Below are 15151 nucleotides of genomic sequence, written 5' to 3' on the forward strand. Positions count from 1 at the left end.
ATCAATTTCAAATATAATATATCATTTTTAAAGTAATATGTCAATGGAAAAATAGAGGGAAAAATAGAGGGACGGTTCTTGATTTAAATTAGATTAAAGATAAAAGGGAGAAGTAAAAAGATAAGAAGGGACGGTTCATAAAATAAATTTGAATAAGAAACTCATTTTATGTTAATAATTAAAATACAAAATATGAAATGAGGTGTTTTTATTGCCAAGAGTTAGAAGACAAAAATCAGAGGATGCTATATATCATGTAATGGTAAGAAGCATAACAGAAGTCCCCCTATTTAAGAAACATGAAGATAAAATTAGATATTTAAATAAGATGAGGGAATATCAAAAACAATATGGTTTTAAAGTGTATGCATATTGCCTAATGACAAATCATGGACATTTTATAATAGATTCTAATGGAGCAGATATATCAAAAATAATGCAGGGACAAAATCTTAGCTATGCAATAAATTTTAATAAAATTAATAAAAGAAGGGGACCTTTATTTCAAGACAGATTTAAAAGTAAAATAGTTGATACACAAAGATATCTTATTACATTATCTGCCTACATTCATAACAATGTGTTAGATATAAAAGGATATGAAAAATGCCCAGAAAAGTATAAATACTCAAGTTTGAAAGTATACTTAGGTCTTGAAAAAGATGACACAGGTCTTTTAGATGAAGCATTTATAATGCAGTATTTTAGTAATAATGTAAAAGAAGCTAGGGAGAACTATGCTAAATTAGTTTACATATGTGATGATGAAAAAATAAAAAAAGAATTAGAATTTAAAGATGAAAAAACAGAATATAGAAGTGAAAGAAAGATAATAGTAAGAAACTTTGATCCAGATGAAATATTAAAGTTTATTGAAAAAGAAACTGGAATAAACAAAATAATGTTTCATATACAAAAGACCAAAAACTCAAAAATTGTAAAAGCACTAGCTTGCCTTTTTATGAGAAGTTTTTGTAATTACAAATGTAAAGACATATGTAAAGTATTAGGAAATATTACTCAATCAACAGTATCAAGACTTTGTTCTATTGGAGTTGAACTAATATCAACAGAAGATGAATATAAAGATATAATGAATAAATTTATTTGTCAACACGGGAACCCCAAAACAGTAGTTTGTACCTAATATTTTGTATAAATTAGATCAAAAATTGCTTAATATTATTTGTAGGTAACCCTTTTATTTTAAAGTTTAATAAAAGGTTTTATTATTATGCTTATAATTAATAGTGATAAGTAGACAAGTATCTTAAATACATTAAAAATATATGAAAATTAGTCTAATATAGATAGAATATAGATAGAAAAAATAGCTGAAGTTCAAATAATGATAATAAGTATATAAATAAATTAATTATATTTGAATAACAAATAAAAATTAACCGTCCCATTTTCATAAAGTGATTAAAATGATATAATTAAATTTAATATATAAATAAAGAGAAAGGTGTGATTATTTTGAAGAGAGTTGCTGCTTTTTTTGATATAGATGGAACATTGTATAGAGAAGGTCTTATAACAGAAGTTTTTAAAAAAATGATAAAGTATGAAATAATACATCCTAAAAGATGGTATAATGAGGTTAGACCAGAATATTTAAAATGGGATAATAGGACAGGGGATTATGATGATTATTTATTAAAAATGGCAAAGATATATATTGAAGCTATAAAAGGACTTCATAAATATCAGGTGGAATTTATAGCTAGAAATGTAGTAGAACAGAAGGGAGATAGGGTTTATACTTATACAAGGAATAGAATAAAGTGGCATAAAGAGCAGGGACATTTAATAGTTACAGTATCAGGTAGTCCTATAGAATTAGTTAAGGAAATGAGTTTAAAACATGGATTTGATGATTTTAGGGGAAGTGTATATGAATTAGATGATAATGAAATTTATACAGGTGAAGTAAGACCTATGTGGGATAGTAAAAATAAGAAAAAGGCTATAGCAGAACTTATAGAAAAATATGATATTGATATAAATAAAAGTTATGCTTATGGAGATACAACGGGAGATTTATCAATGTTTCAAATGATGAGATATCCTATTTGTGTAAATCCTACAAGGGAACTTTTAAGTAAAATCTCAAAAGATGAAGAAGTTAGAGAAAAGATCAATATAATAGTTGAAAGAAAAGATGTAATATATAAGTTAAAACCTGATAATATAGATATTTTAGATGTATAAAGATATAGAAAGAGATGGTACTTTTGATTATTAGAGAAAATAGTAAGAATGTGGGCGAGATATTTGAAAAGTATTCGTTAAAAAATGGGGAAATTGATATATATGAAGATGCAATATATTTTGATTTAGAGCATTATATTTATAAAAAACCAATATGCATAGGAGTATTTGGTTGTGCTTTTTATGATAAACAACATAAAGAGTTAAAAATAACTCAGTATATGATAGAAAATAAAAAAGATGCCAAAGATATATTAAATTATGCCAAAGTATATTTTGAAAATATGAAAAACTTAGGTAAGAAATATATTGTTACTTTTTCGGGAAATAATGATTTTACTGTAATAAATTATCTTTTTGAAAAATACAACATAGACTTTAAAATAAAGGAATTTTTTAAACATGTAGATTTACAAAGAGAATATGAGAAAGTAAAAGGAAATAGTATAGGACTAAAAGACTTAGAAAAAGAATTTAATATTGAAAGGCAAAGTGAGGTTATAAGTGGACAAAATTTAGCTAAAACTTTTGGAAAGGTTATAAAAGATAGAGAGTATATAGAAAGAATGCCAGAAGATAAGAAAAATAGGATTCTTCTTTATAATGAACAAGATGTAGTAAGCCTTTTCTATATTATTACTAGTTGGTTTAAAGTAATAAAAGAAAAATAGAGTTCCATAGAGGTTAGAAAACCTCTATTTTTTTTAACTAATATATTAAAAAACTAAAAATATTATCTAAAAGTGTTATAATTAATATATTAATATAGAAAGGAAGAAAAAAATGTTTAGTCCTGTAAAAAATAAGAAAGTATATGAAGAAGTTATAGAACAAATTAAGGATATGATATATAAGGGAATATTAAAAAAAGGAGATAAACTTCCTTCTGAAAGGCATATGGTAGAAAAATTACAGGTCAGTAGAACATCTGTAAGGGAAGCATTAAGGTGCTTGGAGATAATTGGTTTAATAGAGAGTAGGCAAGGAGAAGGAAATTTTATAAAAGAAAATTTTGAAAATGGTCTTATAGAACCACTCTCAGTAATGTTTATGCTTAAAGACAGTAAATCAGAAGAAATTTTAGAATTAAGAAAAATAATAGAAATAGGTACAGTCCAATTAGCTGCTAAAAGGATATCTAAAAGTGAATTAGATGAGTTAAAAGAACTTAAAGAAAAATTAAAAAACCTAAATAAAGAAGAAAATTTAGCAGAAATAGATAGGGAATTTCATTATAAAATAGCAGAGGCATCCCAAAATTTTTTATTATTAGGAGTATTAAATGCAATTTCTTCACTGATGGAATCTTATATAAAAGATGCTAGAAAAAGCATTCTAGAGGAGGAAGGAAATAGACAAGAGCTTATAAAGCAGCATGAAAATATTTTTGAAGCATTAAATAACAATAATGAGGATGAAGCTATAAAAGCGATGACAAAACATTTAGATTTTGCGAATAAGTATATGATTAATAGATAAGGTAAAAAGATGTTTTTTAAGCATCTTTTTTATTTTTTAAAAAATATATAGAAATTTTCTAAAAATTGTGATAATATATATTTAACTGGTCATACCATAGTACCAGTTAAATATTAACATAATCAAAGAGGTGAGGTTTTGAAAATTTTAAGGGAGTTGGGGATTATTATATTAATAGCTATCTTAGGAGAGGCCATTCATTTAATTTTTAATTTGCCTATTCCAGGAAATGTTTTAGGCATGGTTATTCTATTTATATGTTTATATTTTGATTTAATTAAAATAACTATGATTTCTCAAATAAGTAAATTTCTTTTAGATCATCTTGCTTTTTTCTTTGTACCTGCAGGAGTCGGGATTTTAGCTTGTATACCTTTTCTAAAAGGTAAATTGTTATCTGTTTTCTTAATTATAGTTATATCCACTGTTATTGTAATTGCCGTAACTGGTTGGGTAATACAGTTATATATAAGGAAGGTTGATAAAAAATGAAAGAACTTATAAATTCTCCAATTATGAGTGTATTTATATCAATAGTCTGTTTTGAAATTGGTCTATATATAAATACAAAAACTAAAATTTCAATTTTAAATCCACTTTTAATATGTATTCCATTAATTATATTATTGATGAAATTATTAAATATACCTCTTGAAAATTTTAATAAAGGTGGAGAAATGATATCGTTTTTTTTAGCTCCTGCAACGGTAGTTTTAGCAGTTCCTTTGTATAATAAAATAGATTTAGTAAAAAAATACTTTATAGCAATTTTATTAGGAGTAACAGTAGGATGTTTCACAGCTATAACTAGTGTTTATTATCTATCTACTTTATTTGGCTTAAAAGAAGAAGTAATCTATTCTATAATTCCTAAATCTATAACTACTCCTATAGGTATGGAAGTTTCAAAATTAATTGGTGGAATTCCTGCAATTACAGTATCAGCTATTGTTTTAACTGGAATAACAGGTGCTATCATATCACCTATAGTTTGCAAAGTTTTCCGTATAAAAAATGAAGTAGCTATGGGTATAGCTATTGGTACAGCATCTCATGCTATAGGTACTACAAAAGCTATAGAAATGGGTGAAACTCAAGGTGCAATGAGTGGACTTGCTATAGGAATTGCGGGACTTATCACTTCATTTTTGGTACCAATTATAATTAATTTTATATAAATATAATTTAAAAATTATCATTTATTTTATTTATAAGGAGGATTGAAATGAAAATATTAGTATGTATAAAGCAAGTACCTGGTACAACCAAAGTAGAGGTGGATGAAAAAACAGGAGTATTAAAAAGAGATGGGATAGATTCTAAAATGAATCCGTATGATCTATATGCTCTTGAGACAGCACTTAAATTAAAAGAAGAGTTTGGAGGAGAGATAAAAGTTGTAACTATGGGCCCACCACAAGCAAAAGAGATAATAAAAGAAGCCTATGCAATGGGAGCAGATGATGGTGTTATTTTATCTGATAGAAGATTTGCAGGAGCAGATGTATTGGCAACATCTTATACTTTATATCAGGGTATTAAAAAACTAGGAGAGTATGATCTTATAATATGTGGTAAGCAGACTACAGATGGAGATACTGCTCAAGTGGGACCTGAAATGGCAGAATATTTAGATATACCTCATATAGCAAATGTTTTAAAAATAAACAAAGTAAAAGAGAACAGTTTAATAGTAGAAATGGATATGCCGGAATCAGTAGAATTAGCCGAAATTAAATTTCCTTGTTTAATAACAGTAGATAAAGATATATTTCAACCAAGACTTCCTTCATATAAAAGAAAAAAAATAACAGAAAGAAAAGAAATAAAAATGTATAGTTTAGATGATTTTGATGATAAAAATGAATACAACTATGGATTAAACGGTTCGCCAACACAGGTTGAAAAAATATTTCCACCACCAGTAAATGAACACAAAGAAATTTGGGAAGGTGATAGTTTAGAGTTGGGCAACAGGGTTTTTGAAGAGCTTAAAAAATTAAAATATGTTTAAATAATAATTGTTGGAGGGAGTTTTATGGGAAAACTGTATATAAATCAAAATATGTTAAATAAAAAAAATATAGATGAATTAATAAAGATCTGTCCCTTTAATGCTATAGAAGAAATGGAAGGAAAATTATCAATAAACGCAGGTTGCAAAATGTGTAAATTATGTGTAAAAAAAGGACCTAAAGGTGTTATTGAATTTATAGAAGAAAGCATAGAGAAAATAGACAAAACAAAATGGAAGGGGATTACAGTTTATGTAGATCACACAGAAGGAAGAATACATCCAGTAACTTATGAACTTATAGGTAAGGCAAAGGAACTTGCTGCTAAAATTAATCATCCAGTATATGCAGTATTTATAGGTTATAACATAAAAGATAAGGCAGAAGAAATACTTTACTATGGAGTAGATAAGGTATTTGTATATGATGAAAAAGAATTTAAAGATTTTAGAATAGAACCTTATGCAGTAGCTTTTGAAGATTTTATAAATAAAGTTAATCCCTGTGCTGTACTAGTGGGTGCAACTACTGTTGGAAGATCTCTTGCTCCAAGGGTAGCTGCAAGATTTAGGACAGGGCTTACAGCAGATTGTACAGTTTTAGATATGAAAGAAAATACGGATTTAGTACAAATAAGACCAGCTTTTGGTGGGAATATAATGGCGCAAATAGTAACTCCTAATAAAAGACCACAGTTTTGTACTGTAAGATATAAAATAATGAATGAAGCAAAGAAGAGCGAAAAGAAAAGTGGGAAAATTATAAAGTGTGAAATAAGTAAAGAAAAACTTAAATCAAATATAGAGGTTTTAAATACAGTAAAGAAAGAAAAAGAAGAAGATATTTCTGAAGCAGATGTTATAGTAGTAGCTGGAAGAGGAGTAAAAACAGAGAAGGATATGGACATGATAAAGGAATTAGCTGATAATTTAGGAGCACAAATTGCAGGAACTAGACCTTTAATTGAAATGGGATGGGTTGGACCTAAAAAACAAATAGGATTAAGCGGACGAACAGTAAAACCTAAATTAATAATAACTTGTGGAGTATCTGGTTCGGTACAATTTATTGCTGGAATGAATAGTTCAGAGCATATTTTTGCTATAAATGAAGATCCTAATGCCTCTATTTTTAATGTGGCTCATTATGGTGTAGTAGGGGATATTTATGAAGTAGTTCCCCAAATAATTAAAAATATAAAAAATCATAAAAGTATAGTATAAGTTTGGGAGGCTTACATTATGAAGGTAAATGAGAGTTATAAAAAGATAGAGAATAAAGATATAGAATATTTAAAATCCATTTTAGGAAAAGATAGAGTTTTTGTAGGAAAAGAAATTAATGAAGATTTTAGCCATGATGAATTAGGTGGAATAGAGAAAAAGCCAGATGTATTGGTAGAAGTTATTACAACAGAAGAAGTATCCAAAATAATGAAGTATGCCTATGAAAACAATATACCTGTAGTACCAAGAGGATCAGGCACAGGATTAGTAGGAGCATCAGTCCCAATTTATGGTGGAATAATGATAAATTTAACTAAAATGAATAAAATATTAGAATTAGATGAAGAGAATTTAACTTTAACTGTAGAACCAGGTGTATTATTAATGGAAATAGCTGATTACGTTGAAGATAAGGACTTCTTTTATCCACCAGATCCAGGTGAAAAATCTGCTACTATAGGAGGAAATATTAATACCAATGCAGGAGGTATGAGAGCTGTAAAATATGGTGTGACTAGAGATTATATAAGGGGATTAGAAGTAGTTTTACCAGATGGAACTATTATGAATTTAGGTGGTAAAATTGTAAAAAATAGTTCTGGATACAGTTTGAAAGATTTCATATGTGGATCAGAAGGTACTTTGGCTATAGTTACGAAAGCTATATTAAAATTACTTCCACTTCCTAAACAATCTATAAGTCTTTTAATACCTTTTAAGGATTTAGATAAAGCTATAGAAACAGTACCTAAAATTATAAAATCAAAATCTATACCAACCTCTATAGAATTTATGGAAAGAGATGTTATATTAGCATCAGAAGAATTTTTAGGTAAAAAATTTCCAGACAATTCATCAGATGCATATTTATTATTAACCTTTGATGGAAATAGTAAAGAAGAAATAGAAAAATATTATGATAAAGTGGCTCAAATAGCTATAGAAAATGGAGCATTAGATGTTTTAATTGCAGATACCGATGAAAGAAAAGAATCTATATGGAATGCAAGGGGGGCCTTTTTAGAAGCTATAAAAGCATCTACTACGGAAATGGACGAATGTGATGTATGTGTACCAAGAAACAAGGTTGCTGAGTTCATAAAATATACTTATGAGTTACAAGATAAATTTAATATAAAGATTAAAAACTTTGGACATGCAGGAGATGGAAATCTTCATGTATATGTGTTAAGAGATGATTTAAATGAAGAACAGTGGAAAAAGAAGTTAAACGATGTATTTCAATGTATGTATGATAAAGCCTATGAGTTAAAGGGTACTGTATCAGGAGAACACGGTATAGGATACGCTAAAAAAGAGTTTTTATTTGAATCAATAGGAGAAGAACAAAAGGAACTTATGAAGAGAATTAAATTAGCATTTGATCCTAAAAATATTTTAAATCCAGGAAAATTATGTCAATAGGTAAAATAAAGTCTGTCACAATTGATTGTGGCAGACTTTGTTTTTATATTAATTTAATTCTTTTTTTAATTTTTCTATACCTATTTTGATTCTCTTTAGAGTTTCTTCTTTACCTAATATTTCAGCTATTTCAAAGGCTCCACCAGGAGTAAATTTCTTTCCAGATACAGCTGTTCTAATAGGCCATAGAACTATACCGTTTTTAACTCCTAGTTCTTTAATTAATGCCATTATTTCATCGTGAATAGTTTCAGTATTCCAATTATCTATAGCTTCTAAAACAGGAAGAGATTTCTCTAAGCTCTCTAAAGAGTTTTCCAAATTAGTTTTCATTTTCTTATGAATATATAGGTCACAAGAGTATTCTGGTAATTCATCAAAAAAGTCTATTTGCTCTGGAATTTCTGATAAAAGTTCTGTTCTAGTATGAAGTAATTCACTTATTTTTAAAAGATCAAGGTCTTTAGTAATAACTCCCTTATAATATGGAAGAGCTAATTTATGGAACTCTTCTAAAGAGAACATTCTTATATATTCACCATTCATCCATTTAAGTTTCTTATTATCAAATATGGCAGGTGCTTTATTTATACTTTTATAATCAAATTTTTCAACTAAATCTTCTAAAGAGAATATTTCTTCGGTAGTACCAGGATTCCATCCAAGTAATGCTATGTAGTTTAATATAGCATCTTTTAAATATCCTTTTTCTAAAAGATCTTCAAAAGAGGCATCACCATTTCTTTTACTTAATTTGTGATGAGCATCCTTCATTATTGGAGGACAATGAATGTATTTAGGTATATCCCATCCAAAAGCATCATATAATCTATTGTACTTAGGAGAAGAAGATAAATATTCAGATCCCCTTACAACGTGAGTTATTCCCATAAGATGATCGTCAACTACATTGGCAAAATTATATGTTGGAAATCCATCAGATTTTATTAAAATCATATCATCCAATTCAGAATTATCCACAGTTATTTTACCAAAGATTTCATCTTCAAAGTAAGTAGTTCCTGTAGTAGGGTTGTTTTGTCTAATAACATAAGGAATACCTGCTTTTAAATTTTCTTCTACTTCTTCTTTGGATAGATGAGAGCAGTGTTTGTCATATTTGTACGGTCTGCCTAAGCTTTCTGAGTTTTCCCTTAACATATCAAGTCTTTCTTTTTTACAAAAACAGTAATAAGCTTCACCTTTTTCAATTAATTTTTTTGCATATTCTATATAAATATTTTTTCTTTCACTTTGTACATAAGGACCTACTGGACCACCAACATCAGGTCCTTCATCATGCTGAAGGCCTGTCATTTTTAAGGTATTATAGATAATATCTAAAGCACCTTCTACTTCTCTTTCTTGATCTGTATCCTCGATTCTCAATAAAAAATCTCCATCTTCATGTTTAGCTATTAAATAAGCGTAAAGAGCAGTTCTCAAGTTCCCAACATGCATATAACCAGTTGGACTTGGAGCAAACCTTGTTCTTATTTTGTTTCCATCCATAAATTTCAACTCCTTATAAATTATAATTTTAATCCTTATAGGATTATAAGTATATAAAGCAAAACTCAGTTTAGATAGATTTTATTGTAACCTAAACTTAGTTAATCCGATCCTAAAACATTATTTATTAGAAAAGTGGTTATCGGATAAAATAAAAACCTCTCATCCGCTGAGACGGGACGAAAGGCAATGAGCATTATATAGATATATGATATAACACTAACATTTTAATGTCAAGATTATGGAAAAATTAATTTTTGAATATTAAGAAATGAAAAATTTACCTTTCATTTATATATTAATTTTACCAAATTAAAATTATATTATTCATTAAATATTAGTATTTTTAATAACTTCTTTTATTTTATCTATAAGAGTATCTTTATCTATATTATCAACATCATTTAAAGACTCTAATAAGCTAAATACATTTTCTTTTATGATGCTTTTTTCTTTATTTTCATCACCAGGTGTAAAGCTTTGCCCAGATTTCATTATAAATGAATTATATTTTTTAGAATCCAATAGTTCCTTAAATCCAAGTTGACTTTCAGGATCTCCATGAACTAATAATATGGCTTTAGGTCTTCTATCCATTGCTTCCACCCACTGAAAAAGTCCATTTTTATCAGCATGACCTGATAAACCTTGTAAGTTATAAATTTTAGCATTTACAGCTATTTCTTCTCCAAAGATTTTAACTCTCTTAGCACCTTCTAATATTCTTCTTCCTAAAGTTCCTTCTGCTTGATATCCAACAAACACAATAGAAGATTCTTTTCTCCATAAATTATGCTTAAGATGATGTTTAATTCTACCAGCTTCACACATTCCACTAGCAGATATAATTATAGCACCACTTTTAATTTTATTAATTTGAACAGATTCTTCGGGGGATTTTGTAAATTTTAAACCTTCAAAATCTAAAGGATTATCTCCAGCTATTAATAAATTACATGCTTCCTTATCATAATATTTAGTAAATTTTTTAAAGATCTCTGTTGATTCATAGGCTAGAGGGCTATCTACATATACATTTATGTTTTTTAATAAATTATTTTCTACATATTTATTAAGTGCATATACAACTTCCTGAGTTCTTCCAACAGCAAAAGATGGAATAACTACATTACCTCCTCTTTTAAAAGTCATTTTTATTATATCCACTAATTCTCTTAAATCCGTATCTAAATTTTCATGTAGTCTATCTCCATAAGTAGTTTCTAATATTAAATAATCAGCTTCTTCTATTATGGTTGGATCTTTAATTATGGGTTTACCTTTATTTCCTAAATCTCCAGAATAGACAAGTTTTGTATCTTTTCCATCTTCATTTATTAATAATTCAATTATTGATGAACCTAATAAGTGACCGGCATCTTTAAAACGAACTTTTAATCCGTCAAATATTTCAATCCACTGATTATATGGATAGCCGTCAAATAAGTATAAAGATAATTCTGCAATTTTTGAAGTGTATAAAGCTTCAACAGGCTGTAGTCCTAATCGCATTCTTTTTCTACTAATCCATTCAGCTTCCATTTCTTGAATATGACCACTATCTAAAAGCATTATAGAACAAAGATCTTTTGTACCTTCTGTACATATAACTCTTCCTTTAAATCCTTGCTTATATAAAAGTGGAATTCTTCCACTATGGTCTATATGAGCATGGGATAATATAACGTAATCTATTTCTTTAGGGTTAAAATTAAATGTTTCATTGCCACGTTCTTTTTCATCTTTACCTTGATAAAGACCGCAGTCTAACAATATATTTTTATCCCTTATTTTTACAAGATGGCAAGAACCAGTTACACAGCCAGCAGCACCAAAAAATTCTATTTTCATAATTATCCCTCCAAATCTAAAAATAACACCATATCTAAATTATATCATTTTTATTATAAAATCTAAATGTATTAGGGGAGACCCCTTCTAATTTTAAAAAAACTTTACTAAAATAAGCAGGATCTATGTAACCTACTTTAAATGAAATCCATTTAATATTTTCATTAGAGTTAATTAAAAGCTTTTTTGCATTATCAATTCTAACCTTAGATAAATAATCAACAAAATTAATACCAACTTTAGATTTAAAATATCTACTAAAGTATTGAGGATTTAGATGAACATGGGAGGATACCATATCTAAATTAATATCTTTATTATAGTTTATATTTATAAAATTTATGGCTTTGTCAATAATATCATTATTTTTTATATGAAACTTATCTTCAATAATATCTTTTTTAGATTTGTTATTTATATAATCTATAACATTATTTATGGAATCTACAAGTTCTCTAGGTTCAGCAGGTTTTAACAAATAATCGAAAGCATGAACTTTTATGGCATTTTGGGCAAATTTAAAATTATCATAAGCAGTTAAGATTATAGTTTTAGAATTTGGAAGAATTTTAGATATTATCTTTTGACATTCTAGTCCATTCATTTCAGGCATTTTAATATCCATTAATATTATTTCAGGGCTTGTTTTTTTTGCTAAATTTAACGCATTACTTCCATCAGAAGCTTCTCCAACTATAGTTATTTTATCATTTAAGTTTTTTTCAATAATAAATCTAAGAGCCTTCCGTTCCAAGATTTCATCTTCAGCAATTAGAAGTTTTAACATATTATATACACCTCCTATAAAGATGTTTTTATGAAAAATTATTTTATAATGGGGATTTCAATAGTGATTTTAGTACCTTGATTTAAAATGCTATTAACAGTAAACTTACAAGCATGTCCAAAGTAATATATAAGTCTATCTCTAACATTTGAAATTCCTAATTCTAAGGAGTTATCTTCATTAATAGTAGAATTTATTACTTTAAGCTTATCCTCTTCAATACCTATACCATCATCAATTATATCAATAGCTATATATCATTCCATTAAGGATCTTCCTTTTATCAGAACATATCCACCTTCTTTTTTACCTTCTAAACCATGTATAATTGAATTTTCAACTAAGGGTTGAAGGGTCATTACTGGAATTTTACAATTTAAAATATTGGTATCTACTTGTATATCATAATTAATTCTATTCCCAAACCTTTCATGTTGTATATATAAATATTTTCTTATATTGTTTATTTCAGTTTTTAAGGGGACCATATCTTCAGAGTTTTTAATGCTATACCTTAGAATATCTGATAGGGCATATATAAGCTGCTCAGTTTTAGGGGCATTTTCTAAAAGAGCCATTCTTGCAACTGTATTTAAAGTGTTAAATAAAAAGTGAGGATTAATTTGTGATTGAAGGGCCTTTATTTTAGTATTTTTAAGAAGTTTTTCTAATTTGGCCTTTTCCTTAGTTTGTTCTAATAATTTATGTGAATTTATATTAGATACTCCTATTTTAGCTATAAAATTTGAAAATAAAAATAGGAAATCAGCAGTTTCAATTATATCTTCATATTTCCAAACGGAAGTTTTTTCTAAGGCATGTTCTAATTTATCTTTTGGAATATTAATATCTCTAGAAAGCTTATCCAAGTTCATGTGTTTCTTATTATTTAATTCTTCTACTATAACTGCCCACATAACATACAACCAATATAGTTATTATCAACTATAATTGGAGCAGCTAAATCAGTTAATCCAGAGTGACAAAAATATATTATAGGTTTTCCTTTCCTCATAGCATCAAATCCACCTTTAGCATCGCATAGAGCACAACGTCTTCTACCTTCTTCACTACTTCTGATAAGAGTGCAAAAATCTGAAAATTTACTAGAGTTTACAATAGGGTTTCCTTTTTCATCTACAGTAGTTGTAGGTATTCCTAAAATATTTGCGAATTTATCCTGAATGCTTTGTAAGAATTCAATATCTATTATTTCTTCAAAATCATAATGCTTAAAAATAGGCATAATTCCACCTCTTAAATAATGAATTTTTTAATACATATATAGTAATAATTATAGATTAATACTTAAAATCCTTTAATTATGTAAATATAATACTATGAAAAGTCAAAATAGTCCAATAACTAGATGTCAAAATAATCCCTATATTAATCAAAATATTCAGATTATTATGTAGAATTATGTTGTATCATTATTAGTAAGATATAAAATTTAATTTTTATGGAGGTGTCTTTATGGGACAAGAAGCTTTAGGAATGATAGAAACCAGAGGATTAGTAGGAGCAATTGAGGCAGCAGATGCTATGGTAAAAGCAGCAAATGTAGATTTAATAGGATATGAAAAAATAGGTTCTGGACTAGTAACAGTTATGGTTAGAGGAGATGTTGGAGCAGTAAAAGCTGCTACAGATGCAGGAGCTGCTTCAGCTAAAAGAGTAGGAGAAGTTATATCAATTCATGTAATACCAAGACCTCATACAGATGTAGAAAAAATTCTTCCAAAGACTATCCAAGAATAAAAGGGGTCGATAAGGCATGGATAAAAATATTATTGAAAAAGTTCTAGAGGAAGTTCAAAAAAGACTAGGAGAACAATCAAGTAATTTAGATTTAGAAAGCAAAATCAATGAAATATTAAATGATAAAAATATAAATAAAATGCAAGCTGAAAAAAAGGAGGTAGATGTAATGGAAAACCTATCAAGTGTTACGGGCATAACAGAATATATTGGAAATGCTGAAGGAGATACAGTGGGATTAGTTATTGCTAATGTAGATAGTGCTCTTCATGAAAGAATGGGATTAGATGCTAAATATAGATCCATAGGAATAATTGGAGCAAGAACAGGAGCAGGACCTCAAATATTAGCTGCTGATGAAGCGGTTAAAGCAACTAATACTGAGGTTGTAACAATAGAATTACCAAGAGATACAAAAGGTGGAGCAGGACATGGTTCTTTGATTATATTTGCATCAGAAGATGTATCAGATGCTAGAAGAGCTGTAGAAGTAGCATTAAAAGAATTGGATAGAACTTTTGGAGATGTATATGGATGTGATGCAGGGCATTTAGAGCTTCAATATACAGCAAGAGCAAGTTATGCAGTAAATAAAGCTTTTGGAGCGCCCATAGGAAAAGCTTTTGGATTAATAGTAGGGGCACCAGCAGCTATTGGAGTAGTTATGGCAGATACAGCATTAAAAACTGCTAATGTAGAGGCAGTGGCTTATTCAACTCCTAATTCGGGAACATCATATTCAAATGAAGTTATATTAGCTATAACTGGTGATTCAGGAGCAGTAAGACAATCTGTTATAGCTGCAAGAGAGAAAGGGTTAAATATATTAAAGGCAATGGGACAAGATCCTCAGTCTACAACTAAACCATATATTTAAATAG

Annotated in this window: 17 protein-coding genes; 11 read left to right on the forward strand and 6 right to left on the reverse strand. The window is 28.1% G+C overall.

Features of this window, described 5'->3' with window-relative positions:
- The first annotated feature begins 202 nt into the window (after positions 1-202).
- The 9 genes from CKV72_RS03680 to CKV72_RS03720 all read left to right on the forward strand — a co-directional run bounded on the left by CKV72_RS03680 (position 203) and on the right by CKV72_RS03720 (position 8359).
- Positions 203-1147 carry a transposase gene (locus CKV72_RS03680; protein ID WP_089862994.1) on the forward strand — a complete coding sequence of 315 codons (945 nt, stop codon included), beginning with the start codon at positions 203-205 and terminating at the stop codon, positions 1145-1147.
- A gap of 332 nt (positions 1148-1479) precedes the next feature.
- Positions 1480-2214 carry an HAD-IB family hydrolase gene (locus tag CKV72_RS03685; protein WP_089862993.1) on the forward strand — a complete coding sequence of 245 codons (735 nt, stop codon included), beginning with the start codon at positions 1480-1482 and terminating at the stop codon, positions 2212-2214.
- A gap of 23 nt (positions 2215-2237) precedes the next feature.
- Positions 2238-2885, forward strand: a complete 648-nt coding sequence (locus CKV72_RS03690; RefSeq protein WP_238056866.1) for a ribonuclease H-like domain-containing protein — start codon at positions 2238-2240, stop codon at positions 2883-2885.
- Between the two features lie 112 nt (positions 2886-2997).
- Positions 2998-3693 (forward strand): FadR/GntR family transcriptional regulator, encoded by a 696-nt coding sequence (locus tag CKV72_RS03695; protein WP_089862991.1) that lies wholly within the window; start codon positions 2998-3000, stop codon positions 3691-3693.
- 138 nt (positions 3694-3831) lie between these two features.
- Complete coding sequence (locus tag CKV72_RS03700) at positions 3832-4185, forward strand: CidA/LrgA family protein (RefSeq protein ID WP_089862990.1); 354 nt, start codon at positions 3832-3834, stop codon at positions 4183-4185.
- The gene (locus tag CKV72_RS03705; protein WP_089862989.1) at positions 4182-4871 is read left to right on the forward strand and encodes an LrgB family protein; all 690 of its coding nucleotides are present in this window, start codon (positions 4182-4184) and stop codon (positions 4869-4871) included. Before CKV72_RS03700 ends, CKV72_RS03705 begins: the two co-directional genes overlap by 4 nt.
- A gap of 47 nt (positions 4872-4918) precedes the next feature.
- Positions 4919-5707 (forward strand): electron transfer flavoprotein subunit beta/FixA family protein, encoded by a 789-nt coding sequence (locus tag CKV72_RS03710; RefSeq protein ID WP_089862988.1) that lies wholly within the window; start codon positions 4919-4921, stop codon positions 5705-5707.
- Positions 5708-5731: 24 nt separating this feature from the next.
- On the forward strand, positions 5732-6931 hold the full coding sequence (locus CKV72_RS03715; protein ID WP_095177527.1) for an electron transfer flavoprotein subunit alpha: 1200 nt from the start codon (positions 5732-5734) through the stop codon (positions 6929-6931).
- 18 nt (positions 6932-6949) lie between these two features.
- Entirely contained in the window at positions 6950-8359 is a 1410-nt protein-coding gene (locus tag CKV72_RS03720; protein WP_089862986.1) for an FAD-binding oxidoreductase, read from the forward strand.
- A 48-nt stretch (positions 8360-8407) separates the two neighbouring features.
- On the opposite strand, the gene gltX is transcribed toward CKV72_RS03720, so the two are convergent.
- The 6 genes from gltX to CKV72_RS12365 all read right to left on the reverse strand — a co-directional run bounded on the left by gltX (position 8408) and on the right by CKV72_RS12365 (position 13755).
- Positions 8408-9871: a glutamate--tRNA ligase gene (gene gltX, locus CKV72_RS03725; protein WP_089862985.1), complete on the reverse strand. Its 1464-nt coding sequence runs from the start codon at positions 9869-9871 to the stop codon at positions 8408-8410.
- Positions 9872-10201: 330 nt separating this feature from the next.
- The gene (locus tag CKV72_RS03730) at positions 10202-11722 is read right to left on the reverse strand and encodes an MBL fold metallo-hydrolase RNA specificity domain-containing protein (RefSeq protein ID WP_089862984.1); all 1521 of its coding nucleotides are present in this window, start codon (positions 11720-11722) and stop codon (positions 10202-10204) included.
- A gap of 34 nt (positions 11723-11756) precedes the next feature.
- Positions 11757-12509: a response regulator transcription factor gene (locus CKV72_RS03735; protein WP_095177528.1), complete on the reverse strand. Its 753-nt coding sequence runs from the start codon at positions 12507-12509 to the stop codon at positions 11757-11759.
- A 38-nt stretch (positions 12510-12547) separates the two neighbouring features.
- Complete coding sequence (locus tag CKV72_RS12570; protein WP_338031833.1) at positions 12548-12763, reverse strand: hypothetical protein; 216 nt, start codon at positions 12761-12763, stop codon at positions 12548-12550.
- Positions 12764-12766: 3 nt separating this feature from the next.
- Positions 12767-13426 (reverse strand): sensor histidine kinase, encoded by a 660-nt coding sequence (locus CKV72_RS12360; protein ID WP_242955738.1) that lies wholly within the window; start codon positions 13424-13426, stop codon positions 12767-12769.
- On the reverse strand, positions 13411-13755 hold the full coding sequence (locus tag CKV72_RS12365) for a PocR ligand-binding domain-containing protein (protein WP_242955739.1): 345 nt from the start codon (positions 13753-13755) through the stop codon (positions 13411-13413). Before CKV72_RS12365 ends, CKV72_RS12360 begins: the two co-directional genes overlap by 16 nt.
- Before the next feature lie 230 nt (positions 13756-13985).
- Between CKV72_RS12365 and eutM the strand changes: the two genes are divergently transcribed.
- Together eutM and pduB are read left to right on the forward strand one after the other, a co-directional pair.
- The gene (eutM, locus tag CKV72_RS03745) at positions 13986-14270 is read left to right on the forward strand and encodes an ethanolamine utilization microcompartment protein EutM (RefSeq protein WP_095177529.1); all 285 of its coding nucleotides are present in this window, start codon (positions 13986-13988) and stop codon (positions 14268-14270) included.
- A gap of 16 nt (positions 14271-14286) precedes the next feature.
- A complete protein-coding gene (gene pduB / locus CKV72_RS03750; RefSeq protein WP_095177530.1) occupies positions 14287-15147 on the forward strand; it encodes a propanediol utilization microcompartment protein PduB in 861 nt (286 codons plus the stop codon).
- The last annotated feature ends 4 nt before the right edge of the window (positions 15148-15151 follow it).

The organism is Clostridium cochlearium (assembly GCF_900187165.1).
GTDB lineage: Bacteria > Bacillota > Clostridia > Clostridiales > Clostridiaceae > Clostridium_G > Clostridium_G cochlearium.